The 23,085-nt window shown below is 71.5% G+C and carries 22 protein-coding genes; 10 read left to right on the top strand and 12 right to left on the bottom strand.

The features are described from left to right. Positions 1–94: 94 nt before the first annotated feature. The 10 genes from E1295_RS05180 to E1295_RS05225 all read right to left on the bottom strand — a co-directional run bounded on the left by E1295_RS05180 (position 95) and on the right by E1295_RS05225 (position 9,470). Positions 95–1,102, bottom strand: a complete 1,008-nt coding sequence (locus E1295_RS05180; protein WP_220448545.1) for a branched-chain amino acid ABC transporter permease — start codon at positions 1,100–1,102, stop codon at positions 95–97. After that, complete coding sequence (locus E1295_RS05185; protein WP_132628496.1) at positions 1,099–1,962, bottom strand: branched-chain amino acid ABC transporter permease; 864 nt, start codon at positions 1,960–1,962, stop codon at positions 1,099–1,101. The genes E1295_RS05180 and E1295_RS05185 overlap by 4 nt, the downstream gene beginning before the upstream one ends. A gap of 9 nt (positions 1,963–1,971) precedes the next feature. Next, positions 1,972–3,213, bottom strand: coding sequence for an ABC transporter substrate-binding protein (locus E1295_RS05190; RefSeq protein WP_132628497.1), 1,242 nt, complete (start codon positions 3,211–3,213; stop codon positions 1,972–1,974). 36 nt (positions 3,214–3,249) lie between these two features. Beyond that, complete coding sequence (locus E1295_RS05195; protein WP_132628498.1) at positions 3,250–3,957, bottom strand: ABC transporter ATP-binding protein; 708 nt, start codon at positions 3,955–3,957, stop codon at positions 3,250–3,252. Further along, positions 3,944–4,750 carry an ABC transporter ATP-binding protein gene (locus E1295_RS05200; protein ID WP_132628499.1) on the bottom strand — a complete coding sequence of 269 codons (807 nt, stop codon included), beginning with the start codon at positions 4,748–4,750 and terminating at the stop codon, positions 3,944–3,946. The genes E1295_RS05195 and E1295_RS05200 overlap by 14 nt, the downstream gene beginning before the upstream one ends. Before the next feature lie 207 nt (positions 4,751–4,957). Beyond that, on the bottom strand, positions 4,958–5,422 hold the full coding sequence (locus E1295_RS05205) for a helix-turn-helix transcriptional regulator (protein ID WP_132628500.1): 465 nt from the start codon (positions 5,420–5,422) through the stop codon (positions 4,958–4,960). A gap of 27 nt (positions 5,423–5,449) precedes the next feature. Next, a complete protein-coding gene (locus tag E1295_RS05210; RefSeq protein WP_132628501.1) occupies positions 5,450–5,860 on the bottom strand; it encodes a VOC family protein in 411 nt (136 codons plus the stop codon). Positions 5,861–5,972: 112 nt separating this feature from the next. Then, a complete protein-coding gene (locus E1295_RS05215; RefSeq protein ID WP_132628502.1) occupies positions 5,973–6,605 on the bottom strand; it encodes a TetR/AcrR family transcriptional regulator in 633 nt (210 codons plus the stop codon). 21 nt (positions 6,606–6,626) lie between these two features. Beyond that, on the bottom strand, positions 6,627–7,667 hold the full coding sequence (locus E1295_RS05220; protein WP_132628503.1) for a GDSL-type esterase/lipase family protein: 1,041 nt from the start codon (positions 7,665–7,667) through the stop codon (positions 6,627–6,629). Between the two features lie 9 nt (positions 7,668–7,676). Next, positions 7,677–9,470, bottom strand: coding sequence for a right-handed parallel beta-helix repeat-containing protein (locus E1295_RS05225; protein ID WP_132628504.1), 1,794 nt, complete (start codon positions 9,468–9,470; stop codon positions 7,677–7,679). Positions 9,471–9,667: 197 nt separating this feature from the next. Here E1295_RS05225 and E1295_RS05230 point away from each other — a divergent pair, with 197 nt between their 5' ends. From E1295_RS05230 to E1295_RS05275, 10 genes are read left to right on the top strand one after another with little or no spacing between them, the layout of a single operon-like run. Further along, positions 9,668–10,723: a LacI family DNA-binding transcriptional regulator gene (locus E1295_RS05230; protein WP_132628505.1), complete on the top strand. Its 1,056-nt coding sequence runs from the start codon at positions 9,668–9,670 to the stop codon at positions 10,721–10,723. Next, positions 10,720–11,646, top strand: coding sequence for an ABC transporter permease (locus E1295_RS05235; protein WP_132628506.1), 927 nt, complete (start codon positions 10,720–10,722; stop codon positions 11,644–11,646). Before E1295_RS05230 ends, E1295_RS05235 begins: the two co-directional genes overlap by 4 nt. Then, positions 11,643–12,509: an ABC transporter permease gene (locus E1295_RS05240; RefSeq protein ID WP_132628507.1), complete on the top strand. Its 867-nt coding sequence runs from the start codon at positions 11,643–11,645 to the stop codon at positions 12,507–12,509. Before E1295_RS05235 ends, E1295_RS05240 begins: the two co-directional genes overlap by 4 nt. Positions 12,510–12,531: 22 nt before the next feature. Beyond that, a complete protein-coding gene (locus tag E1295_RS05245) occupies positions 12,532–14,055 on the top strand; it encodes an ABC transporter substrate-binding protein (RefSeq protein WP_166427088.1) in 1,524 nt (507 codons plus the stop codon). Positions 14,056–14,060: 5 nt separating this feature from the next. Then, positions 14,061–15,068 (top strand): ABC transporter ATP-binding protein, encoded by a 1,008-nt coding sequence (locus tag E1295_RS05250; RefSeq protein ID WP_132628509.1) that lies wholly within the window; start codon positions 14,061–14,063, stop codon positions 15,066–15,068. Beyond that, complete coding sequence (locus tag E1295_RS05255) at positions 15,065–15,862, top strand: ATP-binding cassette domain-containing protein (RefSeq protein ID WP_220448546.1); 798 nt, start codon at positions 15,065–15,067, stop codon at positions 15,860–15,862. Before E1295_RS05250 ends, E1295_RS05255 begins: the two co-directional genes overlap by 4 nt. A 24-nt stretch (positions 15,863–15,886) precedes the next feature. Then, entirely contained in the window at positions 15,887–17,497 is a 1,611-nt protein-coding gene (locus tag E1295_RS05260; RefSeq protein WP_246079856.1) for an FAD-dependent oxidoreductase, read from the top strand. Further along, on the top strand, positions 17,497–18,405 hold the full coding sequence (locus tag E1295_RS05265; protein WP_132628512.1) for a dihydrodipicolinate synthase family protein: 909 nt from the start codon (positions 17,497–17,499) through the stop codon (positions 18,403–18,405). Before E1295_RS05260 ends, E1295_RS05265 begins: the two co-directional genes overlap by 1 nt. Beyond that, complete coding sequence (locus E1295_RS05270; RefSeq protein WP_132628513.1) at positions 18,398–20,041, top strand: glycoside hydrolase family 13 protein; 1,644 nt, start codon at positions 18,398–18,400, stop codon at positions 20,039–20,041. The genes E1295_RS05265 and E1295_RS05270 overlap by 8 nt, the downstream gene beginning before the upstream one ends. Next, complete coding sequence (locus E1295_RS05275) at positions 20,032–21,585, top strand: arylsulfatase (RefSeq protein ID WP_132628514.1); 1,554 nt, start codon at positions 20,032–20,034, stop codon at positions 21,583–21,585. Before E1295_RS05270 ends, E1295_RS05275 begins: the two co-directional genes overlap by 10 nt. Here the strand turns inward: E1295_RS05275 and E1295_RS05280 are convergent. Then, the gene (locus tag E1295_RS05280) at positions 21,569–22,282 is read right to left on the bottom strand and encodes a hypothetical protein (protein ID WP_132628515.1); all 714 of its coding nucleotides are present in this window, start codon (positions 22,280–22,282) and stop codon (positions 21,569–21,571) included. The genes E1295_RS05275 and E1295_RS05280 overlap by 17 nt on opposite strands. A gap of 159 nt (positions 22,283–22,441) precedes the next feature. Then, complete coding sequence (locus E1295_RS05285; RefSeq protein ID WP_132628516.1) at positions 22,442–22,756, bottom strand: hypothetical protein; 315 nt, start codon at positions 22,754–22,756, stop codon at positions 22,442–22,444. Positions 22,757–23,085: the final 329 nt, after the last annotated feature.

Here is a 23,085-nt window from a genome sequence, read left to right on the forward strand (position 1 = left end):
CTAGTCAAGTCGTGCGGATCGCCAATTACCAGGCTGCGGGGGAGATAGGTGATGTCACAGGGCGTTCACCCATGCAACGGGCGGGCTTTCACGGTCAGGCAGGGGTGTCGACGGACTTCCTGGGCTCGGCGGGCACGTCGGCGGGCGCGGCGGGCGTACGGCGGGTGACCAGCAGGTGGTGGGCGGTTCCCCAGATGCCGCGCCGGAACAGCAGCACGACCACGATGAAGATGGTGCCCGTGATGATCCCGGTCTCGGCGAACCCGGCGGTGGCCAGGAAGTCCTGGAGCTGGACGATCAGGGCCGCGCCGATGGCGCCGCCCCACAACGTGCCGATCCCGCCGAGGATCACCATCATCACGGCCTGCCCGGAGGTGGTCCAGTAGACCCCTTCGAGCGAGGCGAAGCCGTGGCCGATGGCGAAGACCCCGCCGGCCGTGCCGGCGAGCGCGGCGGACAGGACGAACGCCTGCAGCTTGTAGCGGTCGACCGGATAGCCGAGGGCCCGCGCCCGGTCGGGGTTGGCGCGGATGGACACCAGCACCCGGCCGAACGGCGAACGCACGATCCGCCAGGCGGCGAACAGCCCGGCCAGCACGAACGGCAGGCCCGCGTAGTAGAAGAAGAACGAGTCGGACAGGTCGAGCCCGAACAGCTCGCGCGGGATGCCCTGCAGGCCGTTCTCCCCGCCGGTGACGTCTCTCCACTGGTTGGCCACGAAATAGATCATCTGAGCGAAGGCCAGGGTGACCATGGCGAAATAGATGCCGCTGAGCCGTACGGACAGGAAACCGATCGGCAGCGCCAGCAGCGCGGTGAACACCGCGCCGCCCGCGATCGCGACGGGGAAGGGCATCCCGGTGTGCAGCGCGATCAGGCCCGTGCAGTACGCCGACCCGCCCCAGAACGCGGCGTGCCCGAACGACAGCAGCCCGGTGAAGCCCAGCAGCAGGTCCACCGACGCGGCGAACAGCGCCCAGCAGGCGATGTCCAGCGCCACCGGCGGGTAGATCAGCCACGGCAGGGCGAAGGCGGCGACGAGCCCGGCGGCGAGGAGCAGCCATCCGCCCCGGCCCGAGCGGGCCAGCCTGGTCAGGATCACCGGAACGCCTCCTCGCGTCCGAACAGCCCGGCCGGGCGCCACAGCAGCACGACGGCCATGAGGATGAACACCAGGATCTGCGAGAGCGCCGGCACGTACAGGTTGCCGAGGGCCGACACCAGGCCGACGGCGAAGCCCGCCGCGACCGAGCCGAACACCGAGCCGAGGCCGCCGATCACCACGACCGCGAACACGGTGATGATGAGGTCGGCGCCCATGAGCGGGTTGACCGCCCGCATCGGCGCGGCCAGCACCCCGGCGAACGCGGCCAGCGCGATCCCGAAGCCGAACACCGGGGTCACCCACCGGCCGACGTCGATGCCGAGCCCGCGGGTCAGCTCGGGCCGCTCGGTCGCGGCCCTGACGATCATCCCGACCCGGGTGCGCGTGAGCACCAGCCACACGACCACGCACATCAGCACCGACACGGCCAGCACGAACACCTGGTAGGCCGGGTAGGTGAACAGCCCGAGGTCGACCGTGCCGTTCAGCGCCTCCGGCCTCGGGTAGGGCTGCGAGCTCACCCCGTACTCCCGCTTGACCAGGTCCTGGAGGATGAGCGCGAGCCCGAACGTGAACAGGAAGTTGTAGAGCGGGTCGAGCGGCGTCAGCCGCCGGATGAACAGCCGTTCCAGCACGATCCCGGCGACGCCCAACAGCGGCGGCACCAGCAGCAGGGCGATCCAGAAGTTCAGCCCGAACGCGTCGAGTGCGATGAATGCCCCGAAGGCGCCGAGCATGTAGAACGCGCCGTGGGCCAGGTTGACCACGCCGAGCATGCCGAAGATGACGGACAGGCCGAGGGCGAGCAGGGCGTAGAAGGCCCCGCCCACCAGCCCGTTGAACGCCTGCTGGAGCACGCCGGCCGCCTACAGCTTGCAGGCGGGGTCGGGCTGCGGCTGGAACGCCTCCGCCGCCGGGATGGTCTTGATGACCTTCACGTAGTCGTACGGCTCCTTGACCTCGCTGGACGGCTTGACCTCCGACAGGTAGGCGTCGTGCAGCAGCAGGTGGTCCTGGGGGCGGATGGTGGCGTTGCGGGCGAACATGTCCTCGATCTTGTGGCCTTCCAGCTGCTTGACCACCTCGTCGGAGTTGTCGGTGCCGCCGCGCTGCACGGCCTCGAGGTACTGCAGGGCGGCCGAGTAGTTGGCCGCCATGTTGGCGGTCGGCCGCTTGCCGGTCTTGGCGTGGAACTTGTCGGCCCAGGCGCGGGACTTCTCGTCGGCGTTCCAGTACCACATGTCGGTGTAGCGGGTCCCGGCCAGGGCGTCCGCCCCGAGCGAGTGGATGTCGCTGAGCGCCAGCAGCCCGACCGCGAGCCCGACGCCCTTGTCGCGCAGCTTGTACTCGTTGTACTGCTTGACCAGGTTGACGAGGTCACCGCCGGCCTGCATCGTGCCGATCACCTGTGGCTTGGGGTCCAGGTTCGGCGCCTTGAGCAGGAACGTGGAGAAGTTGTCGTTGGGGAACGGCGTCGGGTCGGACGCGACCACGGTGCCGCCCGCGTCCTTGATCGCCGCGCTGAAGGTCTTCTCCATGTCCTGCCCGAACGCGTAGTCGGGGTAGACGATGTACCAGTTCTTGGAGCCGTCCTTGGTGACCTCGGCGCCGGTGCCGTGGGCCAGCATGTAGCTGTTGTAGCCGTAGTGGAAGGTGTACTTGTTGCACTGCTTGCCCTCGAGTTCGGTGCTGGCCGCGCCGACGTCGATGAACACCTTCTTCTTGTTCTTGGCGATGGTGGCGACGGCGAACGCGGCCGAGGAAGTCGGCACGTCGAGGATCACGTCGGCCTGCTGCCGGTCGTAGAGCTCCTGCGCCTTGGAGTTGGCGATCTCGGGCTTGTTCTGGTGGTCGGCGTCCTTGACTTCGATCGCCTTGGACACCGCCTTGTCACCATATTTCGCCTGAAAGTCGGCCACCGCCATCTTGACGGCCTCGATCGTCTGACGCCCCGAGGTGTCGGCGTAGATGCCCGACTGGTCGTTCAGCACGGCCAGCACCACCTTGCCGTCACTGATCTTCTCGTCGCCACCGCCGGGACCGCCGCCGCACCCGGCCAGCAGCAACCCCGTGGCGGCCAGGCAGCCGCCCCAACCTGTGACTCTCATCAAGGCAACTCCTCTGTTTCCCCAGCGTCGTGGTCGTCAGATCCCGAGGTATTCGAGCAACTCGTGCTCGCGTTCGCGGACCTGGTCGTTGTCCAGCGACTCGACGATCCGGCCCTCGGCGAGCAGGTAGTGGCGGTCGGCGACGGTGGCGGCGAAGTGCACGTTCTGCTCGATGAGCAGGACCGTCACCCCGGCCGCCTTGACCTCGCGCAGGATCTCCCCGATCTGCTGGACGATCAGCGGCGACAGGCCCTCGGTCGGCTCGTCGCACAACAACAGCCGGGCGCCCGTGCGCAGCACCCGGGCCAGCGCGAGCATCTGCTGCTCACCGCCCGACAACTTCGTCCCGGGGAACCGGCGGCGCTCGCGCAGCGGCGGGAACGTCTCGTACACGCGCTTCAGCGGCCACGGCTCCTGGCCGCCCTTGGTCACCGGCGGGAGCAGCAGGTTCTCCTCCACCGACAGGGTGGCGTACACGCCCCGGTCGTCCGGGACGAAGCCCAGGCCACGGCGGGCCCTGCGGTGCGGGGCCAGGCCGGAGATGTCCTCGTCGAACAGCGACACTGTGCCCGTGGTCCTGCCGTACGCGCCGTGCAGCCCCATCAGGCAGCGCAGCAGCGTGGTCTTGCCCGCGCCGTTGCGGCCGACCAGCGTGACGATCTCGCCCTCGTCCACCCGCATCGACACCTCGCGCAGGGCCTGCGCCTCGCCGTACCAGGCCGACAGCCGGTCAACGCGCAGCATGGGAGTCTCCGAGGTAGGCGGTGATGACCCGCGGATCGTGGCGGATCTCGGCGTACGGCCCTTCGGCCAGCACCTTGCCGTGCTGCAGGACGGTCACCCGGTCGGCCAGGCTGGCCACCACGTTCATGTTGTGCTCGACCAGGACCACGGTCCGGCCCGTACGGATCTTGCGGACGAGCTCGCTCGTACGGTCGACGTCCTCCACGCCCATCCCGGCGGTCGGCTCGTCGAGCAGCAGCACCTTGGGGTCCAGGGCGAGGGCCAGCGCCAGCTCCAGCGCCCGTTTGCTCCCGTACGGCAGTGAACCCGCGGGCACGTGGCCGTGGCCGGACAACCCGACCTGGTCGAGCAGTTCCCCGGCGCGTCCGGCGAAGCGGGCCAGCGCCCGGTCGGAACGCCAGAACCGCCAGCCGAGACCGGTGGGGCTCGCCAGCGCCAGCTCCACGTGCTGGTGCGGGGTCAGCTCGGCGAACAGGCTGGTGATCTGGAACGAGCGCGCCACGCCCAGCCGGGTGATCGCCTCGGGGCTGCGCCCGGCCAGCTCCCGGCCGCCCGCGAGCTGCACGCTGCCGGCGCTCGGCTTCAGGAAGCCGGTGAGCAGGTTGAACAGGGTGGTCTTGCCGGCGCCGTTGGGTCCCACCAGCGCGTGCACGCTGCCTTCGGCGATGTCCAGATCCACGCCGTCCACGGCGAGGAAACCGCGGAACTCCCTGCTCAGGCCGCGCACCCGTAGGATGGGGACGGATCCGCCCGGGGCGGCACCGTGCCCGCTCCCCTCCGGATCTGCTCCCATGCGCCCTCCTCGCGCGTCACGACGTGACGAGAGTCACGTTCAGACCGCCGTAACCGTGAACGCTAAGTGGCAGCCGGGCCGCTGGACCAGGTGACTTGGACACACATTCCGGCAGCGCACTATGAGCTGGCGCACATCGGAGCCCTCCGACGGCACACATCCTCGCCCGAGCCGCCGCCGGACCACCTCCTCTTCGGGTTCGCGCCGTCACGCGGGCTGGGGCTCCTCGACGGGCGCCTCCCTGGTTCTGATCGGCCGCGTCACCTGCCTGGCCACGCACGACGGCATCCCCGCTGCGGCACCCGCCGCGCGGCGCTGGTAGACGCTGGGCGGCACGCCGACCAGCTCGGTGAACCGGGTGCTGAACGTGCCCAGCGACGAACAGCCCACCGCGAAACAGACCTCGGTGACGTTGAGGTCGCCACGGCGCAGCAGCGCCATCGCGCGCTCGATGCGGCGCGTCATCAGATAGGCGTACGGCGACTCGCCGTAGGCGAGGCGGAACTGGCGGCTGAGGTGCCCGGCCGACATGTGCACGCCGCGGGCGAGCGCCTCGACGTTCAGCGGCTGGGCGTACTCCCTGTCGATGCGGTCGCGTACGCGGCGCAGCCGCGCGAGGTCCTTCAGGCGCTCCGCCGCGGTGAGCGCGCGTCCCCATGCGGGATGGCACATGAGCAAACCCCTCTCGTTGATGCCCGCTCAGCGCACTTCCTGGATGCGGACCAGGTTGCCCGCGGGGTCGCGGAAGGCGCAGTCGCGCACGCCGTACGACTGCTCCGTCGGCTCCTGGACGACCTCGGCGTCGCCGGCCAGCACCTTCGCGAACACGCCGTCGAGGTCGCTGGTGGCCAGCAGGATCCAGCCGTAGGTGCCCTTGGCCATCATCTGCTGGATGGTGCGGCGCTCCTCCTCGGTGATGCCGGGATCGGCGGCGGGGGGAGCGAGGAGGATGGACGTGCCGGGCTGGCCGGGCGGGCCGACCGTGATCCAGCGCATCAGGCCCTGCCCGACGTCGCTGCGTACCTCGAAGCCGAGGGCGTCGCGGTAGAAGGCCAGGGAGGCCTCCGGGTCGGCGTGCGGCAGGAAGGTGGTGTGAATGGTGATGTCCATACCGTCACGGTAGCCGCGGCGCCCCGACCTGCGCTTCTCCGATCCTGCCCGGACCGGCGCGCTGATCCCCCCACCGCGTGGAGGGCGCCGATGGTGGGCGGATCAGAAGCGGTCACGCCCGCCCGGTGCCGCGGGCGTAGAGGGCGGCGATCTCGTCCAGCAGCCGGTCACGCGCCACGGCGGAGGGGGCGACGCCGGTCAGCACGTAGGCGGCGAGCCCCTCGGCCAGGGCTACGAGGGACAGAGCGGTGCCGGAGGCGTCCACCTCGGCGGAGACGCGGCCGGCTCGCTGGTCCTTTCTGATCAGGTCGGCCAGCCGGCGGTGGAACTCGGCGTACAGGACGCGCATTCTGGCCGCGATGCTCTCCTCGGCGAAGCCGAGTGCGTGGAAGGACTGGCGTACCCGCATGTGGGCCTCGGTGGTGGCGTCGTACGGGATGAGCTCGGTGAGCACGGTGGTGAGCACCAGGCGCGGATCGGCGGCGTCGAGGTCGGAGCCGGCCCGCTGCCTGATGCGTACGCTGGACAGCTCGTTGCCCCGCTCGAAGGCGGCCTCGATGAGCTGCCGCTTGGCGGGGAAATAATGTTGCACCCGGCCGGGCGAGATGCCGGCCTGGGCCGCCACCTCGGTCAGCGACACGGCGGCCAGGCCTCGGTCGGCGACGATGGCGAGCACGGCGTCGGCGATCTCGTTGCGCCGCTGCTCGTGGTGTGCTCCGGGCCCACGGGTGCGTCTCGTTGCCACGTCGCCACCTCTCCGATGCGGTCACACTGGTTTGTCGGGTGAGTCTACCCGTGGTGGGGCGGGACGCAACCCCGCGAGGCGGGGGGCGAGCCGCGCGGCCATGAGGCGGTAGCCGGCGGCGTCGGGGTGCAGGCCGTCGGGCAGGAGGAGGTGGGCGTCGCCGGCCCCGAGGACGCTCGGGCCGTCGATGAGGTGGAGGCCGGTGTCGCCGCGTCGGCGCAGCGCCGTCACGGCGTCGGCGACGGCGCGGCGGACGTCGTCCAAGGTCATCGTCGCCTGGTTGGGCAGCCGCTCACGGTCCGGCGAGACGATCGGTGTGAGCACGGCGATCGGCGCCCGCGGATGCGCGTCGCGGACCGCCTGGACGAACCCCGACACCTGGCCGGCGAACGTGCGCGGGCCGAAACTCGCGGCGCCGTACACGTTGATCCCGAGGCACAACGAGATCACCTCGGCGGGCCTACGCGCGATGGCCCCGGCGGCGACGGGGTCGAGGTGGCACTCCCCGGCGAAACCGAGACAGGTGAGATCCCAGCCGAGGCGGCGCGCGACGAGAGCGGGCCACGTCTCGCTCGGGCCGGCGGCCGAGCGGCACTGCGTGATCGAGCTTCCGTACGCGATCCAGCGGATCCCCTCGTCCACGGCGGCGGCGTACGTCGCGCCGTGCAGGACGAGGGGTCCCGTCCGGACCTCGCCGAACTGGGGCAGCCACACCTCGACGACCTTGGCGCCGGGCGGCAGGGCGACCCGGCTCGCCGCCACCCCCGCCCCCGCCGTCAGCGCCGTCCGCCGCCACAGCGCGCCGTCCACGACCACGTCCAGCGACGTCACGTCGTCGCCGGCGGCGTGGGTGCGCAGTTCCAGCGCGCTCGCGTCGGTACGGACGACCGCGCGGACCCCCGCCGGCATGCGCGCCCGCGTGACCAGGCCGGGGGCGTGGGCGGTGGCGATCCGGCCGGGCGGCAGCCGCCACGGTTGCCACGCGCCGCCCTCACGCGTCCAGGCCAGGCCGCCCCGCCAGACGTCCGGCCGGGTGTCAGGAGCGAGCCGGATCGGCGCCACCCGGACCGCTCAGACCTTCGGGCCGAGCGCGACGCTGAGCCAGGCTTCCCCGTCGGAGAGCGCGAGACCGCGCTTGCCGATCTTCGGGTCGCGGACCATGATCATGCCTCCGACGTGCTCGGCCGCGTCCGGCAGCGCGCCCGGCGCGTGCTCGGCCAGCGACACCTGGTGGGCGTACACGGTGCGCATCCGCCGCTCCGCGCTGCCCAGGTCACGTGTGTTGTCGGCGGGCGGGATCAGCCCGGTGGCGCTGGAGACCATGGAGACCAGTTCGTTGGTTCTCGTGGTCGAGCAGAGCAACTCGGTGGCGCCCGATCCCGACTGGTTGACCGGGACCACCCGCAGCCCGCCCTTGACGCCCGGGTTGGCGTTGTTGCCCTCCACGACGAACGAGCCGTAGTGGTCCTCGCCCACCGTGGGCTTCTGGGTCGAGGTGCTGACCACCTTCGCCGCCGCGCCCAGCGGCTGGGCGACCTCCATCCGGTTGAACCGGCCGGGGCTCGCCTGCACGAACGAGTCCGCCCCCACCGTGCCCGCGACCAGCGGTACGTGCGCGGAGGCGTTGCCGATGACGTGTGACCCGTGCAGCCCGCCGGTGGTCATGATCGGCGGCCGGTCGGCGGGGTCGGCCGAGATGACGTTGCCCATGACGCTGAACGCGGTCGCCTTCCCGGCCACCCTGATCGCGGCGGCGTCAGACCTGCCGTCGAGGTTCCAGTGGTCGAACGAGTTGTTCGCGATAGTGATCTTGCTGGCGTCGTTCTCGAACCGGATGGGCGAGTGGTTGAGCCAGTTGAAGGTGTTCCCGCTGATGGTGACGTTCTGGGCCTTGACGCCGCTGGAGAACTGGATGGCGCTCGGGCCCTCGTTCAGCGGAGGTTCGAACCCGCCGAGCACGTTGTCGGCGATCGTCAGGTTGTGGCCCCCGCTGGTGATCTCGATGATCGGCCCGTTGACACCCTTCTCCACCATATTTCCGCTGATGGTGGAGTTGGTGAGGCTCCCGATCAGCAGGCGCCGGCCGATGTCGAGCAGATTGCCCTGGATGATCGCGCCCCGGAAGTCGGCGTCCTCTGCGCCCTCCGTGACGATGGCCTGGAACGGGCTGTGGAAGTGGTTGTTGGTGATGAGCCACTTGCGCAACCCGTACGGCGGGACGTGGACGGGACCGCCGCCGACCTCGTCGGTCGGCCAGGCGAGGCTGATGCCGGTGGTGCAGAGGGCGACGAGGTTGTGCGAGAAGTACAGGCCACGGCCGACGTGCTCGACGGCGAGCTTGAACGATATGAACGTGCACTCGAGGATGGCGGCGTCGGTGTCGTCGGTGTTGACCTCGCCGGCGAAGCGCAGCGCCCGGTTGTTCTCGGTCTTGGCGGGGGCGACGAAGGCCAGGCCGTGGATGGCGGCCAGCGAGCACCGTACGTCGATGCCCACGCCGTCGTGCTCCACCTGGATGATGGACGCGCGGTTCGTCATGGTGCTGTAACCGCGCAGCTGGATGCGGTTGAAGTTCTCGTCGGACGCGTCGGGGATGACGATGGTCCGGGTGATCCGGTAGGTGCCCGGCGGGAAGACGACGATCCGGTACTGCGTGCGCTTGGCGTTGATGGCCTGCTCGATGGCCTCGGTGTCGTCGTGCTTCCCGTCGGCCAGCGCGCCGAACTCCTGGGGTGTGACGATCTCCGGCGGGTCCGCGGTCGCGGCGGCCACGGGGGAGGCTCCCCATGACGCGGTGGCCGCGGCCGCGCCCAGCGCCGCACCGCCGATCCGTAAGAGCGCTCGACGATCGGTGCCCTCGGGCATGGCCCCTACCTCCTGTTAGGCGGGTTGATACGTATAGATCGTGGATCGTACAGACGTGATATCCGGCTTACAAGAGGCGGCATGCGTCCGTTCTGAGTCCGCTTTGCGCCATCTTGCGGAAATCTACCCCTTGTGTTGACGCCCTCCGGGTCTCTAGAGTGCCTCGGAGTCGTTACGTATTAGTCAAGTGGATCGTTATGCGCAAACGTGCGGGGCCCCGTCGCCCCACCCAGGTCGAGATCGCCCAGCGGGCCGGAGTCTCCCAGGCCACGGTCTCCCTCGTGCTCAACGGGGGAGACGGTGTGCCAGTGGCCGAGGAGACCCGCCGGCGCGTGCAGCAGGCGATCGAAGACCTGGGGTACGCCGCCAACCCCGCCGCCCGCGCGCTGCGCGGGATGACCGTCAAGACCATCGGGCTCTACACGTTCGAGTCGGTGTTCCCGGTCGACCAGCGGGACTTCTACCACCCGTTCCTGCTCGGGGTGGAGGAGGAGGCGGCGCGGCTCGGCTACGACCTGCTGCTGTTCACCTCGGCCAACACCGCCCAGGGCGGGGTCTACGCCAGGGGGCGCAACGCGCTGCTGAAGGCCGACGGCTGCGTCCTGCTGGGCCGCCACATCTCCCGTGACGACCTGGCGAACCTCGCCAAGGAGGGGTTCCCCTTCGTCTTCATCGGCCGGCGCGACATCGAAGGCACCGAGCTGTCCTACGTCGCCCCCGACTACGTCACCCCGACCGCGGCCCTCGTGGAGGAGCTGGCCGCGCTCGGGCACCGGCGCATCCTGCTCCTGCGGCAGACCGACGGCGCCGAGCCGGGCGACGATCGCGAGCTCGGGCTGCGACAGGGCGCGCAGGCCGCGGGCCTGCGCCCGGACGACCTCGTGGCCGAGTTCTCCTCCGGCGCCGCGGACATCGGCACCGACCGGGTCACCGGCTGGGTCCGGGACGGGGTCACGGCGGTCCTGGTCGAGCCCTCCGAGGACAACGCCACCGGCCTGGCCCTGGCCGAGGTCGCCGAGGCGGCCGGCCTGCGCATCCCCGACCACCTGTCGGTCGCCTTCCTGGGCTCCGCGCCGCCGCCGACCGCCACCAGGATCTGGACCTCGTTCGAGATCCCCCGCGTGGAGATCGGCAGAGCAGCGGTGCAACTGCTGGTCAACCTGCTCGAAGGCGCCGAGCAGCCGCCCCTCCAGCTGGTCGTGCCCTGCACCGACGTGCGCGGCAACTCGATCAGCCGGGTGGTGCGCCGATGACCAGGTACGCGCTGCGCACGGCGGCGACCGGAGTGCTGATCATCTTCGGGGCCGCCACCCTCGTGTTCTTCATCATGCGGGCCGCCCCCGGGGACCAGGCCCTCGTGCTGCTCGGACCGGACGCCACGGCGGCCGAGGTGGCGGCGGCCCGGACCAGGCTCGGCCTGGACCAGCCGCTGCCGGTGCAGTACTGGCACTACCTGACCCAGCTGGTGACGCTCGACTTCGGCGAGTCCTACCGCTTCGGGCAGCCGGCCGCCGAGCTGGTGTTGTCCCGGCTGCCGGCCTCGGTCGAGCTCACCCTGACGGCGACCGTCATAGCGATGACGGGCGTCGTGCTCGGAGCGCTGGCCGGGGCCCATCGCGGCCGGTGGATCGACCGCGGGATCTCCGGGTTCGCCCTCACCCTCTACTCCATGCCGCCGTTCTGGATCGGCATCATGCTGATCCTGGTGATGGCGCTGCAGCTCAGGCTGCTGCCCAGCGCCGGCGTCGGCACCCCGGCGCACATCGTGCTCCCGGCGCTCACGCTCGCGGCCCCCTTCACCGCGCTGCTCACCCGGATCACCCGCAGCAGCGTCGCCGACACCATGGCGGAGCCGTACGTGCAGCGGGCGTACGCCAAGGGGCTCAGCACCCGTGAAGTGGTGACCGGGCACGTGGTGCGCAACGCGGCGACCCCCGTCGTGACCGTCGGCGCGCTGCACGTGAGCACGCTGCTGGGCGGCGCGGTGATCGTGGAGAGCGTCTTCACCTGGCCCGGCCTCGGCTCGTTGCTGGTGACGGCGGTCACCAACCGCGACTACTCGATCGTGCAGGCCGCCGTGCTCCTCATCGCGGTCATCGTGGTCTGCTGCAACGTCGCGGCGGATCTGATCGCCGCCCGGCTCGACCCGCGGGTACGGCTGGGGGCGAAGGCATGAGCGCGATCACCGCCCGGCCACGGTTGTGGCCCGTACGCCTGAGGTCCACGCCGACCGCCGCCGCGGTCGCCACCGCCGTGCTCGCCGTCTACCTGGTCGTCGGCCTGATCGGCCCGCTGCTGATCGCCTACGATCCGGTGGCGACCAGCGTGGCCGACCGGCTGCTGCCGATAGGGGCGGTCAGGTCGGACGGCACGGTCGCCCTGCTGGGCACCGACGGCGCCGGCCGTGACATGCTCGGCCAGCTCGTCCACGGCGCCAGGACGTCGATCATCATCGGGATCTCCGTGGTGGCCGCCTGCCTGATGGTGGGGCTGGCCTTCGGGACGCTCGCCGGCTATCTCGCCGGCTGGACCGACGTCGCGATCTCCCGGCTGATCGACATCCTGATGGCCTTCCCCGGCATCCTGCTGGCGATCGTGATCGCGGGCCTGTTCGACCGCAGCATGCTGGTCGTCGTCCTGGCGCTGTCGGTGGCCGGCTGGGTCGGCTTCGCCAGGCTCGCCCGCGGGCTCACCCTCTCGCTGCGCGAACGGCCGTACGTGGACGCGGCGCGGCTGATCGGCGTTCCCACCCCGGTCGTGATCATCCGGCACGTCGTCCCGTTCGTCATCGGCCCGGTGACCGCGCTGGCGACCACGGAGTTCGCCGGCGCGGTGCTGTCGGAGGCCGGGCTCAGCTTCCTGGGCCTCGGCCTGCCCTCGGCCACGGTCTCCTGGGGCCAGGTCATCGCGAACGGCAAGGACTACCTGGACACCGCCTGGTGGATCTCCGCACTACCTGGGCTGGCGCTGACCGGCCTCGTGGTGAGCACGGGCCTGCTCGGCGACCATCTCACCCAGCGCCTCGGCACGAGCCGCTGAGCCAATGTCAGGAGGGATTTCCATGAGGCCCGTTCGGCTTCGTCGTGCGGTGGCCCTCGCCGCCGCGACAGTATCCATCGCCGGGCTGGTCGCCTGCAGCACCACCACCGGCGGTCCGTCGACAGGTGGCGCCGTGGCACAGGAGCTGGCCGTCGCCGTGTGGACCCCGATCGAGAACCTCGATCCGCACGGCGCGTCCGGCATGGACAACGGCACCCAGGTGGCCGCCAAGGCGATCTTCAGCCCGCTTCTCCGTACGAAGGGGAAGGGGCAGTTCGAAGGCGTGCTCGCAGAGTCGTGGCAGGCCGACGAGGACGCCACGGAGTGGACCTTCACGCTGCGCAAGGACGTGAAGTTCTCCGACGGCACGCCGGTCACCAGCGCCGACGTCGTCGCCTCCTTCGAGCGGCTGCAGGCGCTCAAAGGCGCGATGGCGAGCAACTACGCCGGCCACAAGGCCAAGGAGAGCGGTGCGGCCAAGGTCGTCATCACCTCGAAAGACCCCGACCCGGCTCTGCTCGGCAAGCTCATCACCTTCTACGTCACCCCCGCCGCCCACCAGGACGGCGACTGGTCCAAGCCGATCGGCTCCGGCCCGTTCGTCGTCGAGAAGTTCACGCCCGGCCAGAGCCTGGTGCTCGCCCCCAACCCCGGCCACTGGCGCGGCAAGCCGGCGCTGAACCGCCTGGAGCTGCGCAGCATCCAGGAGATGGCGGCGCGGATGACCGCGTTGAAGACCGGCGAGGTGGACATGACGTGGGCGGTCCCCGACGACCAGCTCGCCGGTCTGAAGGGCAACACCGACCTGGTGGTCGAGAAAGACTCCGGCAGCGGCGTCATCACCATGTGGATGAACGGCTCAGAGAAGGGCCTGAAGGAGGCCGCCGTCCGGCGCGCGCTCTGGCAGGCGGTCGACTTCGCCACCATCATCAAGTCGTTGTTCCCCGAGACGGGTTCGGCGGCGAACTCGGTGGTGACGCCCAACGTGCTCGGCTACGCGCCGCAGACCCCGGTGACGTACGACCCCGCCGCGGCCAAGAAGGCCCTGGACGACGCGGGCTGGGACTACGACCAGAAGATCCGGATGCAGTTCTCCCAGCCGCAGTTCCAGCAGTTCGCCGACGCGGTGGCCAGCGACCTCGCCAAGATCGGGGTCAAGGCGGAGCCCACCCAGAAGGAGGCGGCGGTCTTCCTGCAGGACCTGCTGGCGCTGAAGTGGGACCTGAACATCCAGCAGCTCGGCACGGCCGGCTTCGACGCGGCGACCAACCTCGGCCGGTTGTACACCTGCGCGGCCAAGCGTACGGGCTACTGCAACCCCGACCTCGACAAGCTGCTGAGCCAGGCGGGCTCGACCAGCGACAACGCCGAGCGCCAGGAGCTGTACGCGCAGGCCAACAAGATCATTTGGGATGACGCGGTCGGCATGTACCCCATGTTCGTCCGCAACCTGTACGTCCGGAACAAGTCCGTACAGGGCCTCACCATTCCCCCGGACCTGACGCCGGACTTCTCCACCGTCCGGATCGGCAACGGCGCATCATGAGCCGGATGTCCAAGGTCACCGACCCGGTGGCGGCGGAGCTTGACCCGGAGCCGGCGCCGCTGCTCCAGGTCGAGCACCTGTCGATCGACCTGCCCGGCCCGACCGGCCCGGTCCGCGTGGTGGACGACGTCTCGTTCACCGTCGCCGCGGGCCGGACCACCGGCCTGATCGGCGAGTCGGGCAGCGGCAAGACGATGACGGCGAGCGCGATCATCGGCCTGCTGCCGCCCGGCGCGGCGGTCTCCGGCCGGCTGCTGTGGCACGGCGACGACATGGTCACCATGACCGAGCAGGACCGCCGCCGCCTGCGCGGGCGCGGCATCGCCATGATCTTCCAGGATCCCCAGGCGGCGCTCGACCCCACCCAGACGATCGGCCGGCAGGTCGGCGAGATCCTGCGGCGCGGCGGGATGCCCGCGAAGGAGGTCCGCCGCACCGTGATCGACCTGCTCGACCGGGTGGGCGTCCCCGACCCGGAGACCCGGCACGCCCAGTATCCCCACCAGTACTCCGGCGGGCTGCGCCAGCGGGCCATGGTGGCGACGGCGCTGGCCGGCTCGCCGGAGCTGATCCTCGCCGACGAGCCGACGACGGCGCTCGACGTCACCGTGCAGGCCCGCATCCTCGCGCTGCTGCGGCGCGTGCGCGACGAGGAGGGCACGGCCATGCTGCTGGTCAGCCACGACCTGCGGGTGATGGCCCACGTGGCGGACGAGGTCGTCGTCATGTACGCCGGCCGGATCTGCGAGGCCGGCAGCGGCCGCGAGGTGCTCAACAGCCCGGCGCACCCGTACACGCGGGCGCTCGTGGTGAGCGTGCCCGCCGTACGCAGCAAGACGGCCATCGCCGAGCCGCTGCCGGGCAGCCCGGCGAGCCCGGCCGAACGCCCGAGCGGATGCCCCTTCCATCCGCGCTGCGCCAAGGCACAGGACCGGTGCGCGAGCGAGGTGCCGCACATGCGCCAGGTCGCCGCCGGCCGGCAGGTCGCCTGTCACTTCCCGGAGGAAACGTGAGCGCATCGGCCCTGGTCGAGGTCAGCGACCTCGTGGTCAACTTCCACAGCAGGAGGGAGCGCAGGCGCGGCAGCGCGCCGAACGCCGTCGACGGCGTCTCCTTCGACCTGAGCGCCGACGAGACCCTGGCGATCGTCGGGGAGTCGGGCTCGGGGAAGACCACGGTCGCCCGCTGCGTCGTCGGACTCCAGGCACACCAGGAGGGGACGGTCCTGTTCGACGGGGCCCCGGTCGGCCCGGTGACCCGACGCTCACCGGCGACCCGGCGGGCGATCCAGATGGTCTTCCAGGACCCGGCGGCCTCGCTCAACCCCCGGATGACCGTGCGGTCGATCATCGCCGAGACCTGGCGGACCCACCCTTCGGCCGCACCCGACGGCCTGACCTGGGACGCCGCGATCGACGAGCTGCTCGCCGACGTCGGCCTGGACCCCGACGTCGCCACCCGGCGGGCCACGGCCCTGTCCGGCGGCCAGTGCCAGCGGGTCAGCATCGCCCGCGCGCTCGCCCTGCGGCCCCGGCTGCTGGTCTGCGACGAAGCCGTCTCGGCGCTCGACGTCTCGGTGCAGTCACAGATCCTGCGGCTGCTGGCGGGCCTGCGCGCCGCCCGCGGCCTCGCCATCCTCTTCATCACCCACGATCTCGGGGTGGTACGGCAGATCGCGGACCGGGTCGCGGTCATGCACCGGGGCCGCCTGGTCGAGACCGCGACCGCCGACGACCTGTTCGAGCAGCCCGGCCATCCCTACACCAGGAAACTTCTCGACGCCGCCCTCGACCTAGAGGGCGCCTGAATTCACATGCAACCAGGGGGAACGTTGGAATCGCGGATCACTGATGCGGATCTGGCCATCATCGGCGGTGGCGTCGGCGCGGTCGCCGCCGCGCTCGCGGCGCTGCGCCACGGGCTGCGGGTGGTGCTGACCGAGGAGGGCGACCGCATCGGCGGGCAGTTCACCAGCCAGGGCGTGCCCCCGGACGAGCACAGGTGGATCGAGCAGTTCGGGTGCACCACCTCCTACCGCCGGTACCGGAACGCGGTCCGCGACCACTACCGGACCTGGTACCCCCTCACCGTGTCGGCCAGGAACGAACCGCACCTGAACCCCGGGCTCGGCCGGGTCGGCGCGCTGTGCCACGAGCCGCGGGTCAGCGGCGCGGTGTTGCGCGCGCTGGTCGACCCCTACCTGAGCAGCGGCCGGCTGCGCATCCTGCTCCGTGCGCGGCCGGTCGCCGCGCGGACCGAGGGCGACCGGGTGCGCAGCGTGACCGTGGACCGTGCGGACGGCGGTCTCGTGCACATCGTGAGCCCGTACTATCTGGACGCCACCGAACTCGGCGACCTGCTGCCCCTCGCCGGCGTGGAGCACGTGACCGGGTTCGAGTCGCGGCACGAGACCGGCGAGCCGAGCGCGCCCGGGGAGGCGCAGCCCGGCAACATGCAGGCGTTCTCCTGGGTGTTCGCGGTCGACCACCAGGAGGGCGAGAACCACGTGATCGACCGGCCGGCGAACTACGACCACTGGAGCACGTACCGTCCCGATTACTGGCCCGGACCGCAGATCGGGCTGACCGCGCCCGACCCGCGCACGCGGGAGCCGCTGACGCGCACGTTCACCCCGAACATCCGGTCGGGCCCCGTGCTCGCCGACCAGAGCCAGGACCCGGGGGACCGCGAACTGTGGGAGTTCCGCCGGGCCGTCGCCCGCGAGCAGTACGAGCCCGGCTTCGTCACCAGCGACGTCACCCTGGTGAACTGGCCGATGATCGACTACGTGGAGGGGCCCCTCATCGGGGTGAGCGAGGAGGACAAGGCCCGCCACCTCGCCGGCGCGCGTGAGCTGTCGGCGAGCATGCTGTACTGGCTGCAGACCGAGGCGCCGCGGCCCGACGGCGGGCGCGGCTGGCCCGGCCTGCGGCTGCGGCCGGACGTCATGGACACCCCCGACGGCTTCGCCGCCGCGCCCTACATCCGCGAGTCCCGGCGCATCAGGGCCGAGTACACCGTCGTCGAGCAGGACGTCTCCCTCGCCGTACGGGGTGAGGCGGGCGCGACGCCGTACGACGACACGGTCGGCGTCGGCATGTACCGGATCGACCTGCACCCCTCGACGGGCGGCGACAACTACATCGACGTCCCGAGCTGCCCGTTCCAGATCCCGCTCGGCGCGCTGCTGCCCGTACGGGTGCGGAACCTGCTGCCTGCCGGCAAGAACATCGGCAGCACGCACATCACCAACGGCTGCTACCGGCTCCACCCCGTGGAGTGGAACATCGGGGAGGCCGCGGCCTCGCTGGTGGCCTACTGCCTGGGGGAGACGGTCGAGCCGCACGACGTCCGGCGCAAGGAAGGACACCTGCGGGCGTTCCAGGGCAGGCTGAAGGCCGACGGCGTGGAGCTGGCCTGGCCGGAGATCCGGGGGTACTGATGTCCGTGTCAGGTGTGATCGTCCCCGCCGTGACCCCGATCGGCGAGAGCGGACGTCCGGACCTCGCGGCCGGTCTGCGCTACTTCGACGCGCTGGCCGCCGCGGGCATCACGAAGATCATGCTCCTGGGCACGAACGGCGAAGGGCCGTTGCACCCGACGGCCGAGATCGGCACGTTCCTCAAGGACGCCGTCGGCCACTGGCGGCGGCTGGCGCCGGACGGCGCCGTCGTCGTCAACGTCTCCGCCGCCGGCACCCGCGAGTCGCTCCGGCGGGCCGAACTCGCCGCCGAGGCCGGCTGCGACGCGATCGCCCTCAGCCCGCCCTGCTACTTCCACCACGACGAACGCGACATCGTCGAGCACTACCGGGCCGCCCGTGCCGCGGACGTGCCGGTGATCGCGTACAACATCCCGAAGTACGCACCGCCGTTCTCGGCCGGCCCGATCGCGGCCGTCGCCGGCATGGAGCACGTCACCGGCGTCAAGGACAGCTCCGGCGACGCCGACGTTTTGCGCCGGTGGCTCGACGTCAAGCGCCACCGGCCCGGCTTCGGCGTCAGCCAGGGAGCGGAGGGCGCCATGCTCGACGCGCTGGCCGCCGGCGCCGACGGGATCACCCCCGGCATCGCCAACCTCTCCCCGCGCCTCGCGCTCGAACTGGCCGGCGCCCACCGCGCCGGCGACCAGGAGCGTGCCGCCCTGGCCCAGAAACAGGTCGTCCGGCTGCTCGGCGTGCACCGGATCCGCCCAGGGGTCCCGGTCGTCAAGGCGGCCCTGGCCCTGCGGGGCCTGTGCCGCCCGACGGTCGCCCCGCCGCTGCGCACCCTCGACGACGGCGAGCTGACGGCACTGCGCGAGTTCCTGACGGACTTCGAGCCGGAACTGATCGGAGGCGCCGATGGCTGACGTCGAATGGTGGCGCACCGCGGTCATCTACCAGATCTACATCCGGTCCTTCGCGGACGGGAACGGTGACGGGATCGGCGACATCGCCGGCATCCGCAGCCGCCTCGGCTACCTGGCCGGGCTCGGCGTCGACGCCATCTGGATCACCCCGTGGTACGCGTCGCCGGGCAACGACGGCGGCTACGACGTGTCCGACTACCGCGCCATCGCCCCCGAGTACGGCGACGTGCACGAGGCCGAGCAGCTCGTCGCGGAGGCGCACCGGCACGGCCTGCGGGTGATCCTCGACATCGTGCCGAACCACACCTCGACCGGCCACCCCTGGTTCCAGGCCGCGCTCGCCGCACCTCCGGGCTCCCCGGAACGGGCGCGATACCACTTCCTGGACGGCAGGGGAGCCGGCGGGGAGGTCGTGCCCAACGACTGGCGCAGCACGTTCGGCGGCCCGGCCTGGACCCGGGTGCCCGACGGGCAGTGGTATCTGCACCTGTTCGACCCCACCCAGGCCGACCTGAACTGGTCCGATCCCGAGGTCCGCGCCGAGTTCCTCGACCTGCTGCGCTTCTGGTTCGACCGCGGGGTCGACGGGTTCCGCATCGACGTCGCCACCGGCCTGGTCAAACACCCCGGCTATCCCGACCTGGGCTACCGCGAAGAGGACCTGCTCGTCCTCACCGACGTGCCCGACCACCCGCACCGCGACCGCGACGGGGTGCACGCGATCTACCGGGACTGGCGGGAGGTGGCCGACGCCTACGACCCCCCGAGGGTCTTCGTCGCCGAGGCGTGGGTGGCCGATCCCGACCGCCTGGCCAGGTACGTGGCGCCCGCCCAGCTCCACACCGCCTTCAACTTCCCGTTCCTGCAGTCGGCGTGGGACGCCGGCGACCTGTTCACGGTGATCGACTCCACGCTCCGCACGATGGCTCTCTCCGGCGCGCCGCCGACCTGGGTGCTGTCCAACCACGACGTCGAACGTACGGTCACCCGCTACGGCCGCGCCGACACCCGCAAGCACCAGGGGAGATCGGGCCACGAACTGGGCCCGGTCGACGAGGAGCTCGGCCGCCGCCGCGCCAGGGCCGCGCTGCTGCTCATGCTGGCGCTGCCCGGCGTCGCCTACCTCTACCAGGGCGAGGAGCTCGGGCTGCCCGACCACATGGACATCCCCGACGACCGCCTCCGGGACCCGATCTGGACCCGGTCCGGCGGGCGGCGACGGGGGCGCGACGGTTGCCGCGTACCGCTGCCGTGGACGCCCGAGCCGGACGGCGCCGGGTTCGGGTCGGCGGACCCGTGGTTGCCGCAGCCTCCCGGCTGGGGGCGGCTCTCGGCGGCCGGCCAGATGGACGACCCGGACTCCACGTACGGGCTGGTGGCGCGGGCGCTGCGGATCCGGCGGGAGCTGGACGTGCCGCAGGAGCTCGAATGGGTGGACCGGGCCGGCTCCGTGCTGCGTCTGCGGCGGGGGCCGTCCTTCGGGTGCGTCGTCAACCTCGGCGCGGCCGAGGTGCCGCTGCCCGAGGGCACGGTCACCCTCCTGCGCAGCGACGCGCACGCGGAGGAGCGCGCCCCGCTCGGCCCGGACACGGCCGCCTGGCTGCGCGTACGGGACGGGGACGCGGGGTGGACGTGAGGCGCCCCAACATCGTGCTGATCCTCGCCGACGACCTCGGATATTCCGACCTCGGCTGTTACGGTGGCGAGATCCGCACCCCGAACCTCGACCGGATCGGCCGGTCCGGGGTGCGGTTGTCGCAGTTCGCCAACACGGCACGCTGCAGCCCGTCGCGCGCCTCGCTGCTGACCGGGCTGCACCCGCACCAGACCGGCATCGGCGTCCTGGCCGGGAACAACGCGCCGGGAGGATATCCGGGCAGCCTCAACGACCGCTGCGTGACCGTCGCCGAGCTGCTCGGGGCCGCCGGGTACGCCACCGGCATGTCAGGAAAATGGCACTTGAGCGGGCCGTTGTGGGAACCGGCTGACTCGTGGCCCACGCGGCGGGGTTTCTCCGACTTCTTCGGGACGCTCAGCGGCTGCGGCAGCTACTACGACCCGGCCACGCTCCACCGCGGCGAGCAGGACGCGAGCGCCGAGACCCGCGATCCGCGCTTCTTCTACACCGACGCGATCACCGACCACGCGGTGCAGTTCATCGGCCGGGAGGCCGCCGCCGGCCGGCCGTTCTTCGCCTACGTCGCCTACACCGCGCCGCACTGGCCGCTGCACGCCCCCGAGGAGGACGTCGCCGCATACGACGGCGTCTACACGGAGGGCTGGGACGAACTGCGCGCCCGCCGGCTCGACCGGCTGCACGCCGAAGGACTGCTCGGCGCCGAGTCGGCACTGTCGGCGCCTGACCCCGCGCAACCACCGTGGGCGTCGGCGCCGCACCAGGCGTGGGAGGCGCGCCGCATGCAGGTGTACGCCGCCCAGGTGGAACGGATGGACCGAGGGATCGGCCGGATCCTCGACCGGCTCGCGGCGTCCGGGGTCTCCGACGACACCATCGTCGTCTTCCTGTCCGACAACGGCGGCTGCGCCGAGATCCTGCCGCTCGGCGACCCCGGCGAGTTCCGGGCCAGGCGCCACATCGTGCCCGCGGCCACCCGTGACGGCGCCGAGCTGCGGGTCGGCAACCTCCCGGGCGTCGACCCCGGGCCGGAGGACACGTACGCGAGTTACGGCCCCGCGTGGGCCAACGTGTCCAACACCCCGTTCCGCCTCTACAAGCGCTGGGTGCACGAGGGAGGCATCGCGACGCCGTTCATCGTGCACTGGCCCGCCGGAGGCCTGACCGGCGGCCGGACCGTCCGGACGCCCTTCCAGCTCACCGACGTGCTGCCCACCCTGCTCGCCGCCGCCCGCGTCACCTATCCGCGCGAACACCGGGGACGCGAGGTGCCGCCCCTGGAGGGGCGCGACATGACGCCCGCCCTGCGCGGGGACCCGGTCGAGGACACCTGGCTGTTCTGGGAGCACCTGGGCAACGCCGCCGTACGCAGGGGGCGGTGGAAGCTGGTGCGCGAGCACGCGGAGCCATGGGAGCTGTACGACCTGGACACCGACCGTTCCGAGCTGACCGATCTGGCCGGGCACCACCCCGGCCTCGTCGCCGAACTGGCCACCGCGTACGAGGACTGGGCCCGGCGGGTCGGCGTCATACCGCGCGGGTGACGGCCCTGTCCGCGGGATCCGGCGTCCGCTGGGCCGCCACGTAGGCGGCGTCGCGTACCTCGTTCAGCCATCCCGCCGGCCGCAGACCCGGGATGGGCCGGCGGAGAGGGCTGAACCGCGTCGGCAGCTCCGCGTCCCCGGCGGCCGGGCCGGACAGTTCGACCTGGCCGAACAGGCTCCACGGTCCCCCCGGGCCGGCGGCCAGCAACTCCGCGCGCAGCGGGCCGTGCTCGACCGCCCGCGCGAGAGCGTCGATCGTGGCCGGCAGTCCGGCGGGCAGGTGAAGCAGCGCGCCGAGCAGGAGCCTGCGCTCACCCACCTGGTACGGGAACAGCGAGCCGTACATCCCCGTCCAGCGCGTCGAGGGCCGCAGCACACGCCGGCCGAGCGCGGTGTGACCGGTGGTGGCCAGCAGCAGGTCGGCGGTCTCGCCCTCCTGCTCCCAGCGCAGGGCGAGCCCGAGAATGTCGGGCAGCGGCGGCGGCACACCTGTGGAGCGGGACAGCCGCGCGATCCCTTGCAGGGTCAGCGGCTGGTCGAGGAACCGGGCACCCCAAGGTCGCGGCGTCCCGTGCAGACGCAGCCGCGCCCGCAGGATCAGCCCGGACGGGTGGAGCGGGCGCCCTCGCCGCAGCCGGGCGGCGGCGCCGAACGTGACGGCCAGCCCGGACCGTACGAGGGAGGTGCACCACCGCATGCCTGCTCCTCAGGGCCGGAGACCGCGTCTTCGGAACGGCAGCTACCCGAGGCGCCGAGGCGGAATCCTGACAGCGGCCCCGAACCGTTCCCCGGGCGAAGGGGCGGCCGGACCGGGGCGAACGACAGTGCCCGCTGACATCCGGCCCTCGCCGCGTACTCAGTCCTCGTCGAGACGAATGCGATAGGTGTGGTGTTCGCGCAGCTCACGCCGGGCCTGGCGGCGGCTGCGGCGGCGGTCCTCACGACGGAAGCGCTGCCACTCGCGGGAGGCGCGCTTGGCGTCGACAACGAGCACGTGGTAGCCGGGAGGGCCCCAGAAACAGCCGCCCCGCTTCCAGTCGGCGCTGTCCGCGTCGATCTCGTCCGGCAGCGTGCACGGCCCGAAACGGTGATCATGCACGGGCAGGCAGGTGGTCAGCGGCGTGTCGGCCATCCGCACCCACCATGGCCGGGTCTTGTCGGTCTTGCTCATACGGTCACCTTTCGGCTCCGTGACGCCCCTGGTTGGGGCCGTCGCTAGACCGGGTGCACCGTGATCACCTCCGAGCTCCGTACAACACAAAAAGGACCGAGAGCGACAACACCGCCCAGAGACCCTGATCACGACACTACCTCGAACCGTCGTCCCGCGCGGATGCCGCAAGAATGCTCCGCGCACCGGCCGGATCGTTCACGGCGTGTCCTGCTGAACGGGTGAGCAGCAGCCGTCCGAGCACCCTCCGGCCTCGGAGACGGCGCCGCCGGGCAGGTCGGCGGCGCCGTCTCCGAGGCCGGAGGCAGTCTCTTATACACATCCGACGC

It is taken from the genome of Nonomuraea mesophila (assembly GCF_004352805.1).
Lineage (GTDB): Bacteria > Actinomycetota > Actinomycetes > Streptosporangiales > Streptosporangiaceae > Nonomuraea > Nonomuraea longispora.